Source organism: uncultured Streptococcus sp. (assembly GCF_938036805.1).
GTDB lineage: Bacteria > Bacillota > Bacilli > Lactobacillales > Streptococcaceae > Streptococcus.
This window is the reverse complement of sequence record NZ_CALHWC010000003.1, coordinates 1-17,456: the sequence shown is the minus strand read 5'-3', so window position 1 is coordinate 17,456 and position 17,456 is coordinate 1. Positions and strand designations below refer to the sequence as shown.

The 17,456-nt window shown below is 40.7% G+C and carries 17 protein-coding genes; 6 read left to right on the top strand and 11 right to left on the bottom strand.

Annotated features, from left to right (window positions below; translation table 11 throughout):
• Both Q0191_RS00100 and malQ read right to left on the bottom strand, forming a co-directional pair.
• Nucleotides 1–733: glycogen/starch/alpha-glucan phosphorylase (locus Q0191_RS00100; protein WP_297662685.1), on the bottom strand; the 733-nt coding region annotated here is incomplete at its 3' end.
• 39 nt (nucleotides 734–772) lie between these two features.
• Nucleotides 773–2,290, bottom strand: a complete 1,518-nt coding sequence (gene malQ, locus Q0191_RS00095; protein WP_297662683.1) for a 4-alpha-glucanotransferase — start codon at nucleotides 2,288–2,290, stop codon at nucleotides 773–775.
• 317 nt (nucleotides 2,291–2,607) lie between these two features.
• Between malQ and Q0191_RS00090 the strand changes: the two genes are divergently transcribed.
• The 6 genes from Q0191_RS00090 to pulA all read left to right on the top strand — a co-directional run bounded on the left by Q0191_RS00090 (nucleotide 2,608) and on the right by pulA (nucleotide 10,153).
• A complete protein-coding gene (locus tag Q0191_RS00090) occupies nucleotides 2,608–3,873 on the top strand; it encodes an extracellular solute-binding protein (protein WP_297662681.1) in 1,266 nt (421 codons plus the stop codon).
• A 145-nt stretch (nucleotides 3,874–4,018) separates the two neighbouring features.
• Nucleotides 4,019–5,308, top strand: coding sequence for a carbohydrate ABC transporter permease (locus tag Q0191_RS00085; protein ID WP_288931878.1), 1,290 nt, complete (start codon nucleotides 4,019–4,021; stop codon nucleotides 5,306–5,308).
• Between the two features lies 1 nt (nucleotide 5,309).
• The gene (locus tag Q0191_RS00080) at nucleotides 5,310–6,152 is read left to right on the top strand and encodes a sugar ABC transporter permease (protein WP_005592080.1); all 843 of its coding nucleotides are present in this window, start codon (nucleotides 5,310–5,312) and stop codon (nucleotides 6,150–6,152) included.
• A gap of 104 nt (nucleotides 6,153–6,256) precedes the next feature.
• Entirely contained in the window at nucleotides 6,257–7,069 is an 813-nt protein-coding gene (locus tag Q0191_RS00075; protein ID WP_297662677.1) for a DUF1189 family protein, read from the top strand.
• Between the two features lie 9 nt (nucleotides 7,070–7,078).
• Nucleotides 7,079–8,062 carry a LacI family DNA-binding transcriptional regulator gene (locus tag Q0191_RS00070; RefSeq protein WP_297662675.1) on the top strand — a complete coding sequence of 328 codons (984 nt, stop codon included), beginning with the start codon at nucleotides 7,079–7,081 and terminating at the stop codon, nucleotides 8,060–8,062.
• A 15-nt stretch (nucleotides 8,063–8,077) separates the two neighbouring features.
• Nucleotides 8,078–10,153, top strand: coding sequence for a type I pullulanase (gene pulA, locus Q0191_RS00065; protein WP_297662673.1), 2,076 nt, complete (start codon nucleotides 8,078–8,080; stop codon nucleotides 10,151–10,153).
• A gap of 129 nt (nucleotides 10,154–10,282) precedes the next feature.
• Here the strand turns inward: pulA and Q0191_RS00060 are convergent, their stop codons facing one another.
• From Q0191_RS00060 to Q0191_RS00020, 9 genes are all read right to left on the bottom strand, one after another.
• Complete coding sequence (locus Q0191_RS00060; RefSeq protein WP_005591464.1) at nucleotides 10,283–11,218, bottom strand: YitT family protein; 936 nt, start codon at nucleotides 11,216–11,218, stop codon at nucleotides 10,283–10,285.
• Nucleotides 11,205–12,959, bottom strand: a complete 1,755-nt coding sequence (gene aspS, locus Q0191_RS00055; protein WP_297662667.1) for an aspartate--tRNA ligase — start codon at nucleotides 12,957–12,959, stop codon at nucleotides 11,205–11,207. Before aspS ends, Q0191_RS00060 begins: the two co-directional genes overlap by 14 nt.
• A 169-nt stretch (nucleotides 12,960–13,128) precedes the next feature.
• Nucleotides 13,129–13,341: a hypothetical protein gene (locus Q0191_RS00050; protein ID WP_297662665.1), complete on the bottom strand. Its 213-nt coding sequence runs from the start codon at nucleotides 13,339–13,341 to the stop codon at nucleotides 13,129–13,131.
• A 183-nt stretch (nucleotides 13,342–13,524) separates the two neighbouring features.
• Nucleotides 13,525–13,821 (bottom strand): hypothetical protein, encoded by a 297-nt coding sequence (locus Q0191_RS00045; protein ID WP_061910714.1) that lies wholly within the window; start codon nucleotides 13,819–13,821, stop codon nucleotides 13,525–13,527.
• 46 nt (nucleotides 13,822–13,867) lie between these two features.
• Nucleotides 13,868–14,872, bottom strand: coding sequence for a hypothetical protein (locus Q0191_RS00040; RefSeq protein ID WP_297662662.1), 1,005 nt, complete (start codon nucleotides 14,870–14,872; stop codon nucleotides 13,868–13,870).
• Nucleotides 14,873–15,373, bottom strand: coding sequence for a hypothetical protein (locus tag Q0191_RS00035; RefSeq protein ID WP_297662660.1), 501 nt, complete (start codon nucleotides 15,371–15,373; stop codon nucleotides 14,873–14,875).
• A 143-nt stretch (nucleotides 15,374–15,516) separates the two neighbouring features.
• Nucleotides 15,517–16,404 carry an NAD glycohydrolase inhibitor gene (ifs, locus tag Q0191_RS00030; protein WP_297662658.1) on the bottom strand — a complete coding sequence of 296 codons (888 nt, stop codon included), beginning with the start codon at nucleotides 16,402–16,404 and terminating at the stop codon, nucleotides 15,517–15,519.
• Nucleotides 16,405–16,566, bottom strand: a complete 162-nt coding sequence (locus tag Q0191_RS00025) for a hypothetical protein (protein ID WP_297662656.1) — start codon at nucleotides 16,564–16,566, stop codon at nucleotides 16,405–16,407.
• Between the two features lie 201 nt (nucleotides 16,567–16,767).
• Nucleotides 16,768–17,456 (bottom strand): DUF4299 family protein (locus tag Q0191_RS00020; protein ID WP_297662654.1); only part of this gene is annotated, 689 nt, incomplete at its 5' end.

The following is a 17,456-nucleotide window of genomic DNA, read 5'->3' as shown; positions in this document are numbered from 1 at the left end:
AAACCATGAAGTATTGTTGGAAGATACGGAGCAATTCACCTTGCTTGTCGCTATCATCTGGATAAAGGAAAAGAGTCAAGTTGTGAGCGATATCTGTCTTGTCAAATTCGATTCCCTCTTTGATGATGGAAGAATCAACTGAATCCAAGTCAAACAAGCGCAAACGGTTTTTAGTAGCTGTCTTGTAACCAGGCACATCAATATCGTAAAGAGTTGATGTCAAGGTGAAGTGCGCAAATGGCACTTGGTAGCTACGACTTGAGCGAACCAACCAGTTTTGCTCAGTCAACCAGAAATTTGGAATAGTTGTTTGTTCATTGTTTTTAAGGACTTGTTGGAAAAGACCAAAGTGGTAGTTTAGTCCAACACCGTCACCATTGAGACCCAAGGTTGCGATAGAGTCCAAGAAGCAGGCTGCCAAACGGCCCAAACCACCATTACCAAGAGATGGTTCCAATTCTACTTCTTCAACTTCGATCAAGTCTTTACCAGCAGCGGCAAGTTCTTTTTTCACATCGTCGTAAAGACCAAGGTTAATCAAGTTGTTTGACAAGAGTTTACCAATCAGAAACTCAGCAGAGATGTAGTAGAGTTTCTTTTTACCAGTATTAACTGGCTTTTGGGCGCTCGCTAATTTTGTGTAGTTCAAGAGAGCCAAATAAAGCTCTTCATTGCTACAATCAGCAATTTGCTTTTGATAAGTTTTTTGGATATATGTTTGTAAGTTTGACATGATTTCTCCTAGTATTAGAAAGTATTGAAATTTATTGTCTTATGAAAGCAAGTCCGTATTCAGACGACGATAGACCTTAGTCAAATGATAAAGCTGACCTTCTACGATAGGGTTTAGCTCTTCAGCTGTCATCCGCCATGCCCAGTTGCCGCCAATTGTAGAAGGCAGGTTCATACGGGCAGAGCCATCCAACTCCAGCAAGTCCTGCATTGTTGCGATAGCCATGTAGCTAACAGAAGCAAAGGCTGTACGAAGCATTGCGTGTGGCACTGTTTCATATTCTTTGCGGTTGGTGTATTGAGCCATGTATTCACGAGTTGGATCATCGATCTCATCCTTGTACCAGCCCAGTACGGTGTTATTGTCGTGAGTACCAGTGTACATCACAGAGTTATGTGGAGCCAAGTGTGGACTATCGATGCTTTCATCATCTGGATTGAAAGCGAATTGCAGAATCTTCATACCTGGGAAGCCAGTTCGTTCACGCAATTCAATGACTTCATCCGTCATGAATCCAAGATCTTCTGCAATGATGTTCAAATCACCTAACGCTTCTTTCACTGCGGCAAATAGTTTATAACCTGGTCCTTTGACCCAGTGACCAGTAGCCGCTGTATCAGACTCAGCTGGCACTTCCCAATAAGACTCAAAGCCACGGAAGTGGTCGATCCGAACAATGTCATAAATCTTAAAGCTTTCGCGAAGACGCTCAATCCACCAAGCATAGCCATCTTGATCCATGGCATCCCAATTATAAATTGGGTTACCCCATAATTGGCCGGTCTCTGAAAATTCATCTGGTGGACAGCCAGCAACCTTAACTGGGCGACCTTGCTTATCTGTCTTGAAGAAATGAGGTTGAGCCCAGACATCTGCACTGTCAGCAGCCACATAGATTGGCATATCACCAACGATTTCGATATGATGATCGTTGGCATATTTCTTAAGTTGCAACCATTGTTTAAAGAAGAAATATTGGGTTACACGATGGTATTCCAACTTGTCCGCCAATTGCTCACGGTAGCTAGCCAAGCTTTCTGGTTGGCGACGACGAATCGCTTCATCTGGCCATTCTGTCCAAGCTTTCAAGTCAAAATGCTCTTTAACAGCCATGTATTCCGCAAAGAGTTCCAACCAAGCTGCATTTTCCGCAACAAAGTGACGGAATTTGTCAAGATCGCCAACTTTAAGGAAACGAGCAACCGCTTTTTCCAAAAGAGGACGACGTGCTTCAAATACTTTTGCATAATCTACAGCTTTTGGATCATCACCAAAATCAACGCCTTTTAGATCTTCTTCTGCCAACAGGCCTTCGTCAATCAAGAAATCCAAATCAATAAAGTGAGTATTCCCTGCAAAGGCTGAGAAAGACTGGTAAGGAGAGTCCCCATAGCTAGTCGTTCCCAAAGGCAAGATTTGCCAATAACGTTGCTTCGTTCTAACTAAGAAATCCACAAAATCATAAGCAGACTGACCAAAAGAACCAATCCCGTACTTGCCTGGCAAAGAGGAAATGTGCATCAATACACCACTTTGTCTCGCTTTCATATGTAACACCTCAAAAATTTTTTCATGCTTGTTTCCTACTTTATTTAGAGAAAACGTTTGCGTCGCTTGAATTATAACCTATTTTTTTTTCAAGTGCAAGCTTTTTAAAAAACTTTTTTATTTATTATACCATAGTTTTTTGATTTCTTTCCTTTATTATACTCAAATCTAACAATCTTTCCTTAAAAATTTTTTAAAATTTTCTTAAAAACACTTGCAAGCGTTTACCTTTTGTGCTAAAATTATTTTAAATTCAAGAAAACGTTTGCGCTATGCAAGCGTGTTCTTAGATGATATTATATTTTTATTCTTTAGGAGGAATAATCATGAAAAACAAAATGTTGAAGAGCGTTGCTGTTCTCGGTACTGTTGCTGTAGCTAGCTTTATCTTAGCTGCTTGTGGTAACAAATCTTCTTCAAGCAAGTCATCTGAATCAGGCGACAAGAACGTTACAGTATACGTTGAAGAGCAGTACAAGGCTTACATGGAGAAAGCTGCTGCAGCTTTTGAAAAAGAAACTGGTTCTAAAGTTACTATTAAAACTGGTGACCAAATGGGTGGATTGGACAATCTTTCACTCGACAACCAGTCTGGTAAAGCTCCAGACGTTTTGATGGCTCCATACGACCGTGTAGGAAGCCTCGGTACAGATGGACAATTAAACGAAGTAAAATTAAGCAAAGATAGTAAGACAGATAAAACTACTGAATCTCTTGTAACAACAGAAGGTAAAACATACGGAGCACCTGCTGTTATCGAAACTCTTGTAATGTACTACAACAAGGACTTGATTTCAAAAGCTCCAACTACTTTTGCTGAATTAGAAGAGCTTGCTAAAGACAGCAAATATGCGTTTGCTGGTGAAGATGGTAAAACATCTGCCTTCCTTGCTGACTGGACAAACTTCTACTACGCTTACGGACTTCTAGCTGGTAACGGCGGTTATGTATTCGGTGACAATGGTAAAGATCCTAAAGATATCGGTCTTGCTAATGAAGGTTCTATCAAAGGAATTGAATACGCTAAAACTTGGTATGAAAAATGGCCTAAAGGTATGCAAGATACAGAAGGCGCTTCTAACTTGATCCAAACTCAATTCCAAGGTGGAAAAACTGCTGCTATCATCGATGGACCATGGAAAGCATCTGCTTTGAAAGAAGCTAAAGTAAACTATGGTGTTTCAACTATCCCAACTCTTCCAAACGGAAAAGAATACGCTGCTTTCGGTGGTGGGAAAGCTTGGGTTATCCCAACTGGTGCTAAAAACCCAGAAGTTGCTCAAAAATTCGTTGACTTCTTGACTTCAACTGATCAACAAAAAGCATTTTACGATGCTACTAACGAAGTACCTGCTAACACAGAAGCACGCGAGTACGCAGTAAGCAAGAAAGATGAACTGACAGACGCAGTTGTTAAACAGTTCCAATCAGCTCAACCAATGCCAAACATCTCTGAAATGAGTACAGTTTGGGATCCAGCTAAAACTATGTTGTTCGATGCTGTAAGCGGTAAAAAAGATGCTAAAACTGCAGCTGAAGATGCTGTTAAATTGATCAAAGAAACTATCGATCAAAAATTCGGCAACAAATAAGCAAGTTTAAATAAAGGGGTGGGAATTTTCCCTACCCCTTGTTTGATAGAATGAGGCTTTGTTCTATCTTCTAATAAGAAAAACTCGGATTAGGACTTGTACTTACTGCAATTCCTCAATCTTTCTCGTATCTAAGGAGACTACAATGACAAAAAAAGATCCCAAACAAGCCATGTTGCGCTCCCTCATTCCAGGGTTGGGGCAAATCTATAATGATCAAAAAGCCAAAGGATACATCTTTCTTGGGGTTACAGTTGCATTTTTAGCTTATTTCGCAGCTATTGCCCTACCAGAAATTGAAAATCTCATCACTCTTGGTGAAGTCCGTGGGGACAACTCACTCTTCATGCTGATTCGCGGTGCCTTCCACCTCATCCTTGTGGCGTTTTTCCTGATTTTCTATGGATTTAACTTGAAGGATGCCCGTACAGTTGCCAAGCAGTGGAACAATGATTATCCTGTTCATACTACCTTGAAGGAAATGACAAACGGAATCTATGAAAATGGCTTCCCTTACTTGCTGATTATTCCTTCTTATTTGGCGATGACCTTTGCCATCATTTTCCCTGTATTGGTAACACTCTTGATCGCCTTTACAAACTATGATTTCAAACACTTGCCACCAAATAAACTCTTGGATTGGGTTGGCTTTACCAACTTTGCCAACATTTGGCAATTGAGCACCTTCCGTGCGGCCTTTGGTTCTGTCCTGACTTGGACTATCATCTGGGCACTGGCAGCCTCTACTTTGCAAATCGTAATCGGTATTTTCACCGCTATCATTGCCAACCAGCCATTCATCAAAGGAAAACGCATCTTCGGTGTTATCTTCTTGCTTCCTTGGGCAGTTCCAGCCTTCATCACTATCCTGACTTTCTCAAATATGTTCAACGATAGTATCGGGGCTATCAATACTCAGGTTATCCCACTTCTCGGCAAGGTTCTTCCTTTCTTAAATGGACATCTGATCCCGTGGAAGACTGATCCAACTTGGACTAAGATTGCTCTGATTATGATGCAAGGTTGGCTTGGATTCCCTTATATCTACGTCCTGACCTTGGGTATTTTGCAGTCTATTCCAAATGACCTTTACGAAGCAGCCTACATCGACGGAGCCAATGCTTGGCAAAAATTCCGCAACATCACTTTCCCAATGATCTTGGCAGTTGCGGCACCAACTTTGATCAGTCAATACACCTTTAACTTTAATAACTTCTCAATCATCTACCTCTTCAATGCAGGTGGTCCTGGTAGTGTCGGTGGAGGAGCCGGTTCAACCGATATCCTTATCTCTTGGATTTATCGCTTGACCACAGGTACAGCACCGCAATATTCAATGGCGGCGGCCGTTACTCTCATCATCTCCATCATCGTCATCTCTATCTCTATGATTGCCTTCAAGAAACTACACGCATTTGATATGGAGGATGTATAAGATGAATAGTTCTGTTAAATTTAAACGTTTTATCAACCATAGTTTGACCTATCTCTACCTTGTAGTGCTTTCCATTATCATTCTCTACCCGCTCTTGATCACGATCATGTCTGCTTTCAAGACGGGGAATGTCGTAGCCTTCAAGCTAGACACAGACATCAACTTCAGTCTGGAAAACTTCTCTCGTCTCTTCTCAGAGACTCTATATGGTACTTGGTACTTTAACACTATTATCATTGCCGTCTTGACAATGATTGTCCAAACCAGTATAGTGGTACTTGCAGGCTATGCTTATAGCCGTTACAATTTCATCGCTAGAAAGCAAAGTTTGGTCTTCTTCTTGATTATCCAAATGGTACCAACCATTGCAGCTCTGACCGCCTTCTTCGTTATGGCGCTGATGCTCAATGCCCTTAACCAAAGCTGGTTCCTCATCTTCCTTTATGTAGGTGGTGGTATCCCAATGAATGCTTGGTTGATGAAAGGATACTTCGATACCGTTCCTATGTCTCTAGACGAGTCAGCTAAATTAGACGGCGCTGGTCATTTCAGACGTTTCTGGCAGATTGTCCTGCCTCTCGTTCGTCCAATGATTGCTGTGCAAGCTCTCTGGGCCTTCATGGGACCTTTCGGAGACTACATCCTCTCCAGCTTCCTTCTTCGTGAAAAAGAATTTTATACGGTTGCAGTTGGTCTTCGTACCTTCGTCAGCGATGTCAAGAATCAAAAAATTGCCTTCTTTGCTGCCGGTGCGATTCTCACTGCCCTTCCAATCTGTATTCTCTTCTTCTTCCTGCAAAAGAATTTTGTATCTGGTTTAACAAGTGGTGGAGACAAGGGATAATCTTGTCCCACCCTGTTTTTGATTTAAAGACAATTATAGTTATATGGCAGCCAATAAGTTCTTTATTGGCCACCACCTGATTATAATTTTAGAAAGAGGCAGCTATGTTACCTTATCCTTTTAATTATTTTTCGAGCTTGATTGGTTTTAGAAAAACCTTCGCCAATCGTCGCATGCTTAGCTGGTTCCAGCTCATCTTTACCAGCATCTTTTTGATTTCTCTGTCTTTGATTCCCGTGGCCATTCAGACAGCGTCTTTGACGAGCTATGCTCTGGATACTTTTGTCGATAAGGCTTTTGACACTCTGGATGAAGACGTGATGATTGACTTTGACCATCATGCCCAGATGAAAGACCATGTGCTGACCACTGAAAATCCTGAAGGCATTCATCGCAATGCCGCTGGTACTGTCATTATCGGCCATCACGATGAGCTCAAATTAGGCAAGGAGCTGACGCTTTACTTCGACAAAGAAAATCTCAAAATTACTAAAGAAGGAAAAGAACTGGCCAATATCCGCTACCAAGCCATTGATCAGAAGGCTCTGAAAAGTAAAGAAGCCCTGACCAAAGCCATTTCTAAAGACTGGTTCCAGCAAAACCGCTTGGTCATCAGCCTCTTCTTAGTCCTCTCCGCAGGCTTCCTCTTTAGCATCAACTTTGCCTTTCTAGCGATCGGTGCTTCCTTCTTGCTCTATCTGACCAAGAAATCACGGTTATTTTCTTTTAAAACCTTTAAAGAATGCTATCATTTTATCCTCAACTGCCTAGGATTACCAACGATTATCGGACTTATCTGCGGCTTATTTGGGCAAAGCCTGCCTACGATTATCACCGTCCAAAATATCTTGTTTGTTCTTTATTTGGTGATTATTTTCTACAAAACACATTTCCGTGATGAGGATTTCAGAAATTAGGAGGTTATTATGCGCGTTACGATTAAAGAAGTAGCGAAACTAGCGGGTGTGTCTCCATCGACGGTGACACGCGTCGTACAAAACAAGTCTACCATCAGTGATGAAACAAAAAAACGCGTCCGCGCTGCTATGAAAGAGCTGGACTATCATCCAAATCTCAATGCCAGAAGTCTGGTCAGCCAATCAACCCAAGTCATCGGCCTAGTGCTGCCAGATGATTCGGATCTTTTTTACCAAAACCCATTCTTCCCAACTGTCTTGCGGGGGATTTCGCGCATCGCGTCTGAACATGACTATGCCATTCAGATTAGCACCGGACAGGACGAAGAGCGTCGTTTAGAAAATATCAAACAAATGATTTTCGGAAAACGCGTCGATGGTTTGATTTTTCTCTATTCTAAGCCAAACGATCCGCTGGTTGACTTTGCGATTAAAAACCAGTTTCCTTTCTTGATTTTAGGGAAAGCAGTGTCACCATTTGTTTCTTTGGTCGATAATGATAATATCAAGGCTGGCTACGATGCAACCAAATATTTCCTAGATCAAGGTTATAAAAAAATTGCCTTTCTAGCTGGGAATAAAGAGCTTGTCGTATCCCAAGACCGCTTTGCCGGCTACAAACAAGCCTTGGAAGAGGCAGGCATCCCTCTCGATGAAAACATCGTCAAGTTTTCTTTCGGTTTCCTCTTGGAAGATAGCAGTTATAAGATTATGGAAAAGATGCCTATTCAGGAAATTGAGGCCTTTGTAACATCAGATAGTATGGTTGCCGAAGGGGCTCTGCACTACCTCAAAGATATTGACTACCGTTTCCCGATTATCACTTTTGACTCTATCAAGCCACGCATCGACGTGGATGCCTACATTGATATCAATACCCTCGAGTTAGGTAGGGAGTCTTTCCGAACCTTGCTCCAAATCATTAAGGACAATAAGGATGACAAACATACTTGCTATCGCCAAGTTATCCCCCACAGCATTCTTACTCGTTAGTTAAGGAGAAATTTCATGGTTTATCGTATTTTCCAAGCCTACTTAGATGATGAAAATAGCATCACTATCGAATTGGAAAAGTCCTTTGACGCTTATTCTATCCACTTCACTCTAGAGGACAAGCATAGCTCCAGTCCTTTAACCATCAAAAAAATTGAGAATCAAGAACACCAGATTATCTACACTCTTTCAACCAATGATCCGATTGATTTGACTGAATCCTACACAGTCTATGATCAGGATCGCAATCACACCATTCTTCAGTATCGCCACATTGTCCAAAAGCCAATTTTTGATGAATTATTTAGCTACCAAAAAAGAGATTTGGGAGCTAGCTATAGCCCTCAGGCGACAGATTTCAAACTGTGGGCGCCTATTTCAGAAAAAGTCTTGCTGCATCTGGAAGAGCAGGTCATTCCCCTCCAAAGGCAAGATAGGGGTGTCTGGCATACGCAGGTCCTTGGAGACTTAGAAGGCAAGGCCTACTGCTATATCCATAAGGTGAACGGAAAATGGGTAGAAGTACATGACCCCTACGCCCTCTCTTCAGATGCCAACTCTGGTCATAGTTATGTCATTGATCGCAAAAAGATTAGCAAACCTATTCATCGGGCTGCCAGCCAAGTAAAGCCTACAGAAGCCGTTATCTATGAAATGAGTGTGCGAGATTTCTCTATGCAAAAGGAAGCTGGTTTTTCACAGCCTGGTAAATTTGCTTCTCTGTCCGAATCTCCAACCGTACACGGTCATACTTTTGGTCTCAAATACTTGCAAGATTTAGGCATTACACACGTTCAACTTATGCCTGTCTATGACTTTGGCAGTGTTGACGAAAAACATCCTGAACTCGTTTATAATTGGGGCTATGATCCCGTCCAATATAATGTTCCTGAAGGCAGCTTGTCAAGCGACCCACACGATCCCTATACCCGTATCCTTGAACTACAAGACGCGATTGCAGCTTATCACCAGGCTGATATGAGCGTTATCATGGATGTCGTCTACAATCACGTTTATGAAGCAGATGCCTATGCTTTTGAAAAAATTGTCCCAGGCTACTTCTATCGTCTCGATGAACAGGGCCTACGGACAAATGGTACCTTCTGCGGAAATGATGTAGCTAGTGAAAAAGCTATGGTGCGCCATTATATCCAACAATCCGTCCAGCAATGGATCAGTCTCTACGGCTTTGACGGTTTCCGCTTTGACCTGATGGGCATTCTCGACATAACCACCATGAAGCAAATCGCTCAGGAACTAAAAGCCATCCATCCCAACATCTACCTTTACGGAGAAGGTTGGCAGATGCCTACCGGTCTTGATAGCGACCTTCTAGCTCATCAGTTCAACGCTGAACAACTACCTGAGTATGGATTCTTCAGCGATCATTTCCGTGATACGATCAAGCAAACCATCGTCCAAGGTAGCCGACTGGACAAAGAGCATGCAACCAGCTGGCTAGAAAATGTCCTGACAGCCAATGTCGGCTTGACAGGAGAGCCACATTTCCTAGCGCCTCATCAGGCGATCAACTATGTAGAATGCCATGACAACGCAACGGTGTTTGATTATTTTGATATTCAAAATCCAAATATCAACCTCCGTCAGCGCCTAGCCAACTCTCGTCTAGCACTGCATATCGTTCTCCTAGCACAAGGAGTTCCTTTCCTCCACAGCGGCCAGGAATTTTATCGGACCAAGAATCTGATTGACAACACCTACAACCTGCCTGATGACGTCAACAAGCTAGACTGGCTGCGCTCACTTCACTACACTGAAAACATTGAATTTTTGAAACAACTCATTGCCTTTAGAAAGGCTCATCCACTTCTGACTCTGACAACTAGCTCTGCTATTCAAAAAGCTTGTCAGGTCAAATGGCTCAGCCCTAGCCTCCTTGAATATAAGATTCAAAAAGACAAACAAGCGCTGACCATTTTGATTAACTTTGGTACTGAAGCAGCGACTTATGAAAATAAAATGAAGCAAAGTATTCACCTTCAGTATCCGCACATTAACGCTAAAAAACCAATCGCCCCGCTAGCAGACTCTTATACGGTTCCTGCTAAGCAAGTCTTGGTTTTGAAATAAAGCAATAACTATAAAAAAGAACAGGTTCATTTTGGATGGGAAAACATCCAGCTGAACTTGTTCCTTTTTTATGTATAAATGGAAGCATTGCGTTTGAGTAAGATCCACTAACAATGCCGATAATCGAGACTACTCTTCTACAAATCTTCCTAAAATATGTACGTTGTCAGATACGGAGACAAAGGCGGTCGGATCCGTCTGCTTCATGATGTACTTAAATTCGCTAAACTCAGCACGGGTAATGACTGTAATCAGTACTGCCTTTTGCTCGTGATTGTAAGTTCCCTCAGCCCCATTGATGATGGTCGCACCACGGTGGAGCTTGTGGTGAATTTTGTTAATCACTTCTTCAGGATGACTGGTGATAATCATGGCCTGCATCCGCTTTTGCTTGGTAAAGACCGCATCCGTCACACGGCTGGATACAAAGATAGTAATCATCGAGTAGAGAGCGTATTCCCAACCGAAGGTCAAACCAGCAATCAGCATAATAATGCCATTTACAATCAGGGAGATACTGCCTACATTACGGCCTGTTTTCTTGCGAATGGTCAGACTAACAATATCTGTCCCTCCACTTGAAATGCTTGACTTGAGGGCAAAGCCGATCCCTGTCCCCATGACAACTCCCCCAAACAAGGCATTGATAATGGGATTGGTCGTCAATGTCACTTCTGGAACAAAATGGATAAAAAGCGAGCTCATCGAAACAGTGATAAAAGTAAAAACAGTAAATTTATGTCCGATTTGATACCAAGCCAAAATCATCAGCGGAATATTGATCGCATAAAAAGTAATGGAAACTGGAATGGTAAAGCCGATAAAGCGGCCACTCAAAGCCGAGACAATCTGCGCCAAGCCCGTTGCACCACTTGAGTAGACATGACCTGGCTGAAAGAAGAAATTAACCGCTACTGCTGAGAGAAAGCCATATACCAGAGAGGCCGAAAATTTCTCATCATATTTTTCACGCGAAATACTTTTCAGGACTTCTAGCAACTTGACATGGTAGGCAAAGCGATGAAGATAATAGCGAAAAAGTTTCCGCAAACTAGTCTTTTTCATGTGATTCTACTTGTAAACTTAATTCCTCTAATTGTGCAGGAGCAACCAAGCTTGGTGCTTGCGTCATTGGGTCAGAAGCCTTGTTATTCTTAGGAAAAGCAATGACTTCACGGATATTTTCTTCACCAGCCAAAAGCATGACGAAGCGATCCAGACCCAAAGCCAGACCTCCATGTGGTGGGAAACCATAGTCCATGGCTTCTAGAAGGAAGCCGAACTGGTCTTGCGCTTCTTCAGCTGAGAAGCCTAAAGCCTTAAACATACGTTCCTGCAGATCTTTTTGGTTAATCCGTAGGCTACCACCACCTAGTTCATAGCCATTGAGTACGATATCATAGGCAATCGCACGAACCTTGCTCAGGTCTCCTTCCAGCTCCTGCTCAGAATCCTTTTGAGGCAGAGTGAATGGATGGTGGGCACTCATATAGCGTCCTTCTTCTTCAGACCACTCAAACATTGGCCAATCTACCACCCACAAGTAGTTAAACTTAGCAGGGTCAATCAAACCTAATTCCTTACCTAGGCGAACACGAAGAGCCCCTAGAGTTGCGTTGGCAACATCCAAGGTATCTGCCACAAAGAGAACTAAGTCGTTTTCTTCAAGTTGTAAAGCAGCTGTCAACCCACTTGACAAGTCTGTCAAGAACTTAGCAACAGGTCCAGCTAGTTCTCCACCAGCAAATTTGACCCAAGCAAGTCCCTTGGCTCCGTGCTGCTTGGCTTGCTCTGTCAGCTTATCAATATCTTTACGTGAGTATTTATCAGCAGCATTTTTCACCACAATCGCCTTGACAGCTGGTGCCTCAGAGAAGACTTTAAAGTCAACGTCCTTGACAAGCTCTGTCAAGTCCTGCAATAACATGTCAAATCGAGTATCTGGCTTGTCACTACCATAAAGAGCCATGGCATCGTCATATTTCATCCGTGGGAAAGGCAAGGTCACTTCAATTCCCTTAGTTTCCTTCATGACACGGGCAATCAAGCCTTCTGTAATGTCTTGGATTTCTTGCTCAGATAAGAAAGAAGTTTCTAAGTCAACCTGTGTAAACTCTGGCTGACGGTCTCCACGCAAGTCCTCGTCTCGGAAACACTTGACAATCTGATAATAACGGTCAAAACCAGCATTCATCAACAGCTGCTTAGTAATCTGTGGACTTTGAGGCAAGGCATAGAAATGACCTTGGTTAACCCGGCTCGGCACCAAGTAATCACGCGCCCCTTCAGGCGTTGACTTGGTCAAAAACGGTGTCTCCACATCGATAAACTCCAGCTCATCCAAATAATTGCGGATGGAATGAGTCACTTTGGCACGCAACTTGAGATTTTCCAGCATTTCTGGGCGACGCAGATCCAGATAACGGTAACGCAAGCGCGTATCATCATTGGCTTCAATCCCGTCCTTAATCTCAAAAGGCGTCGTTTTAGCAGTATTCAATACCGCCAGACTGTCCACGTGAAGCTCTACACTTCCTGTAGCCAGCTTGTCGTTGGCCTGCTCACGCGCGGCTACCTTACCAGTCACCTCAATGACAAATTCGCTGCGCAGGCTCTCAGCTGTCTTCATGACCTCATCTGAAACACTCTCAGGGTTAATAACTAGCTGCATAATACCTTCGCGGTCACGCAGATCAATAAAAATCAAGCCTCCCAAATCGCGACGGCGGGCAACCCAACCTTTCAAAGTAATTTCCTGACCGACATGCTCACTACGAACACGTCCCGCATACATTGAACGTTTCATCTTTACTCTCCAAAATTTTAATTCTTTTACTATTTTACCACAAAGAGTCTAGGAAAGCCCCCCTACCTGTCCTTTTTCTGAAAAAAATTAAAAGGCTCCATTTACACAATGCCCACTTTTATAAAAAAGGTCTGGAATCAATATTCTCAGACCTCCTAATTTATATAGATTATTCCTTTTTCTTCCCATCCTCATAAAGACTGGGAGCCCGTGTTTTTATCACCATGGCCGTCAAGAAGCGAAAGGCTCCCGCTGCCAGACCAAAAATCGGCGCCAAAGCACGGAAGAAAAAATCTCCTCGCATAAAATAACAGAGTAGACCCGTTATCACAAATAGGGCCACTCCCTGCACCAGCGCTACAAACCATACTTTTTTCATCATTTCCTCAACTTTCCATAGACTATTATAGCATAAGCAGGGAAGGTTAGGGTAAAAACTATAACCCTTTGGAGAATAACAGGGCAGAATTGCTGATGAAAACTAGAGAAGTATCACTCACTCTAAAAGAAATAACCACATTGTTATATCATCACATTAAATATAAAATCGGAAAAAGTATAGAGATTATTTACTTTTTTTCAGTTCATTATAATAATCATTCGAACGAATTTTTTCCTTTTCTGCAGCTTTTTTATTTTCCATTGGGATAGATTCCAAGCCATTATTTGCAGATATTAATTTTGCCATTTTTGAATCAGCTTTCTCAAATTCTGCTGCTACAGAATTTAAGTAGTTATTAAGATTCTCTACCGTAGTATGAATATCTGCTGAAGCCTCATCCAATAAGGTATTGCAATCTGCAAATAATTCTGTAGACACATCATCAACCCACTCTGAAGCATCATTTGTACCTCCCGACATTACTGCCGCGTCTAACCGAACAGATGTTTCGTAAATTTGTGTCGTATTAATTTGTCTCTTTTTTCCTATTTGCGTTTATGCTTTCCTGTGCTTTTTGAGCTTCCGCTTTGGACCAATCAATGAATTCTTGGTAATTATTTAAAGGGGTTTCTTCTTTCGTTTCATAATCCTTTGCGACTATATCTAGCTTATCCTGACCAACTGGCGCAAACCAATGTCGAAGATCTTCATAATAATCTGCAGGAGAAACCAAGCCTCTACGATACAGAATTTCTGTAATTCTATTTTTCTTTAAACGCTTTACCAAGTCAGGAAACTCATGGCTAAAGTTAATATCCTGTCCAATCTTGTTCTTCTTTTTATCATTAATATAACCTAAATCATTTAAATCTGAAAATCCATTAAAATATAGAATATCATCAAGATTTGTTCTAGATAGGGAAGGGAAACTATTTTGCGCGAGAACTACCTCTTCCATCACTTCACTAAGCTCTGTCAATTTCCCATTTTCCAGATTTAACAATAGTGTTTTTCTTTCTTTTATATTATTTTTTTTAGATACAAAAACTTCTATATAATCTATGTTATCATGATGAATACCGAACCCTATATTTTCCATAGAACCATCATCTATCAAGCTATACTCTGAAGTATACTTCTCTACAGTCTTTTTGAGGTCTATACGCTTTTCTTCAAAATTTTTCTTACGCAGATCATAGGTTAAAATTTCGAATGCTGTGAGCTTACTAGATAATCTTTTATATTCTTTAGAATATGTTTGATCATATGATACAAAAGAGGAAACTACATAATTTCTTGTAATTACTAAATCGTTAGATTGCCAATTTACATCTTTAGGACTAACTAAGACATAGCGCTCATCATCTATCAGAGTAATATCTTTCAGCGAAGAATCAAATACAAGAGTTTTCTTTATGATCTCTTCCTTTGGCTTGGAGGAAGAAAAGAATTGTTTTTTTAGATAAACAAAGCTACAGAAAGCTACTAGTAAGACAGCTATCACTAAAATAAATTGTTTTCTTTTATTCATTTATTGTCCTCCTGAACCGACTAAGCGATCAAACAGCTGATTATGTTGGATTCGAATATCCTCTCCTCTACGGTACTTTATTGTATCATTAGTTTTACCATTTAAATTTAGTTCCTGATACTCATTCCAATATTCCCCCTTATCTGGATAATTTTGTTCTAGAATCGGAAAATCATCTCGCACTTCATTCCAGCCGGATTTTGCTTTGAATCGCGCCGCATAGGAAACAAGGAAACGTCTGCCAGCTATTCGCCCTGGAGATCCAAATTTAGGTTTTTTAGCAAGAACTCTCACTTGTTGATTGACTTCCTTTTTACTGTGCCAATCAACTGTGATCATTCTCCCATTTTCAATAAATTCATAATCCGTAATTTCTGTATCTACAATCCAATATTCATATTTAGATAAGTCTTGTTTTTCAAACTCTCGAACACCAAATATAAAAAGGCTACATACACCAATTAAAATTAGAAAGATAGCACCAATTTTTTTAACTTTCAATTACCCATTCTCCCATCATTAGACTAGTCTTCCATCTACCTTGTCCCATTATACCATATTGAATATTGGACGCCGATGGGAGGACAAGGTCTGTCGCAAATAAAAAGAGAAGATGGTCGTCTCCTCTAAATTTGCTCTCTTTATCACTCCGGTAATTCTATCTTCAAAGACATATCCGTATTCTGCAATACTTTCTGAACAGCTGCGAGGAATGCTAGACCGTTGTCTGATGGAGAATACTGGAATGTGATATGGATGACTTTTTTGTCAAACTTATCACCATATCGTGCCACATACTGCTTGCTTTCGAGGAAGTAGATATAGTTATTTAGTTTTTCTTGAAGTTTCAACAAGTGTTCTTCTTCCAGAGACTCTATCCATTTGTTTTCATCAATCAACAACAACTCTAGATGGTCATCTGAAACACCCATCGCATCGATGCTTGTAACATCCAGTTCAATTTTCTCAACGTTTTTAATGGTTTTTACTAGCTTTGGTGGATTGTAGTATTTTTCCTTAAATTCCTTAAGGATCTTCTCCACCTTTTCTTCATCACACTGTTTATATAATGGACTACGGTCTAATACATTACATAGTCTTTCATAGGTATAAGTACGTTTCTGCTCATCTGATAATTTTGAAATACTTTCTATAATATTCCTTACTAACTCATCTGTTTCAATAACAAAGGGAAGGCTTGTATATCTTCTTAAACGACTGCCTTGCATAGAAATATAATCAGTTACCTTATCTAATTTGACTAGGTCAATCGATAAGCTAAAATCTTTCAAGATTTCAAAGGTTCTTCTCACTATATCCTTATCACCTTCTGCATACAGAGGGAATAAGCAATATTCCATCAATACACTAATATCTGTACTATCCACTTCATAAGAATCCCGTTCTCGTATACGATATTTTGCATCTGTGCCTAAAAAGGCTTCTTCCTCTTTTCCTTCTCTCATCACATTACGATAAAAATTAATAAAAGATTGATAATCTTTAGGCTCTGGTAATTCATATATTTTCATTTAGTTACTCCATTGATTAATTCTAAAAATTCCTTTAATTTGTTCAATCTCATTAGTACCTGGTTTATAGACACGTGGATTTTCTATTTCATAATAGCCTTGGCGTTTAATCGCAGATAAAAAATCATCGTAAGAATGCCCCGTTGTGTCAATCGTAGGCATAAGCAATTCGCTATTTTTACCTATTGAAAGAGTATTTTAATTCTAATCTCATTATAGCATAAAAAATATGAGTAGAATAAACATACGAAAAATTTAAAACCATCTGAAAAACGTTTCAGATGGTTATCTTCACACTATCTACTTCATTCTTTTCTCATTACATTCTGACATCTGAAAAAGCTAACTGAACGGATATTTTTATTAAAATCCTCCCTTCTTCAAGACATCTTGCAGAATTTCAGGAGAAATTGGCTCTACAAGAACATATTTAGCATCTAGCATATAGATGCCCTCAGTCAACGACTCTAAAAACTGTCGATAAGGAACTTCGGCTAGTTTTTCCCCATCGGCTGTCATGATAAATAGTCGTGCAACTGCAACCTTACTTCCTCTATACTGTTGCAAATATTGAGGTTCTAACTCTGGTTGAGATGGTAAGATTGTTCGTCCTTCACTATTTAGATAGTTGACAGGGATGATGATATCTTCACCATCCTGCTCTACTTTAAAAACTTGCTGCTCAGAGTAATAAGCATTCAGCTGTTGGGTAAAGCGCAAACGCTGGTCATAGCTATTCAAAAGTTGCTCGTCCGGAACATGGATAATCTGCCCTAGGTAGAGTTCATTGATGTAAATGGGACGTTTCACTCCCATAACTTCTACTATAGGATGGACTTTTACTTCCTTGGTCAATTCTGAAAGAGCAGATAAGAAAATATCCGTGAAATGAAAATCAAGAATGGAATCTTTATCATACTCCACACCATCATGTTCACACACACTTACATCTAAGAGAAAGAGTAATGTTTTCAAGAACATCAAGGCCCCAGTCCAATCAGAAGCTGTCGCCAAATCTGGAACAGCTACCTGATAAACTTGACCATCAAAAG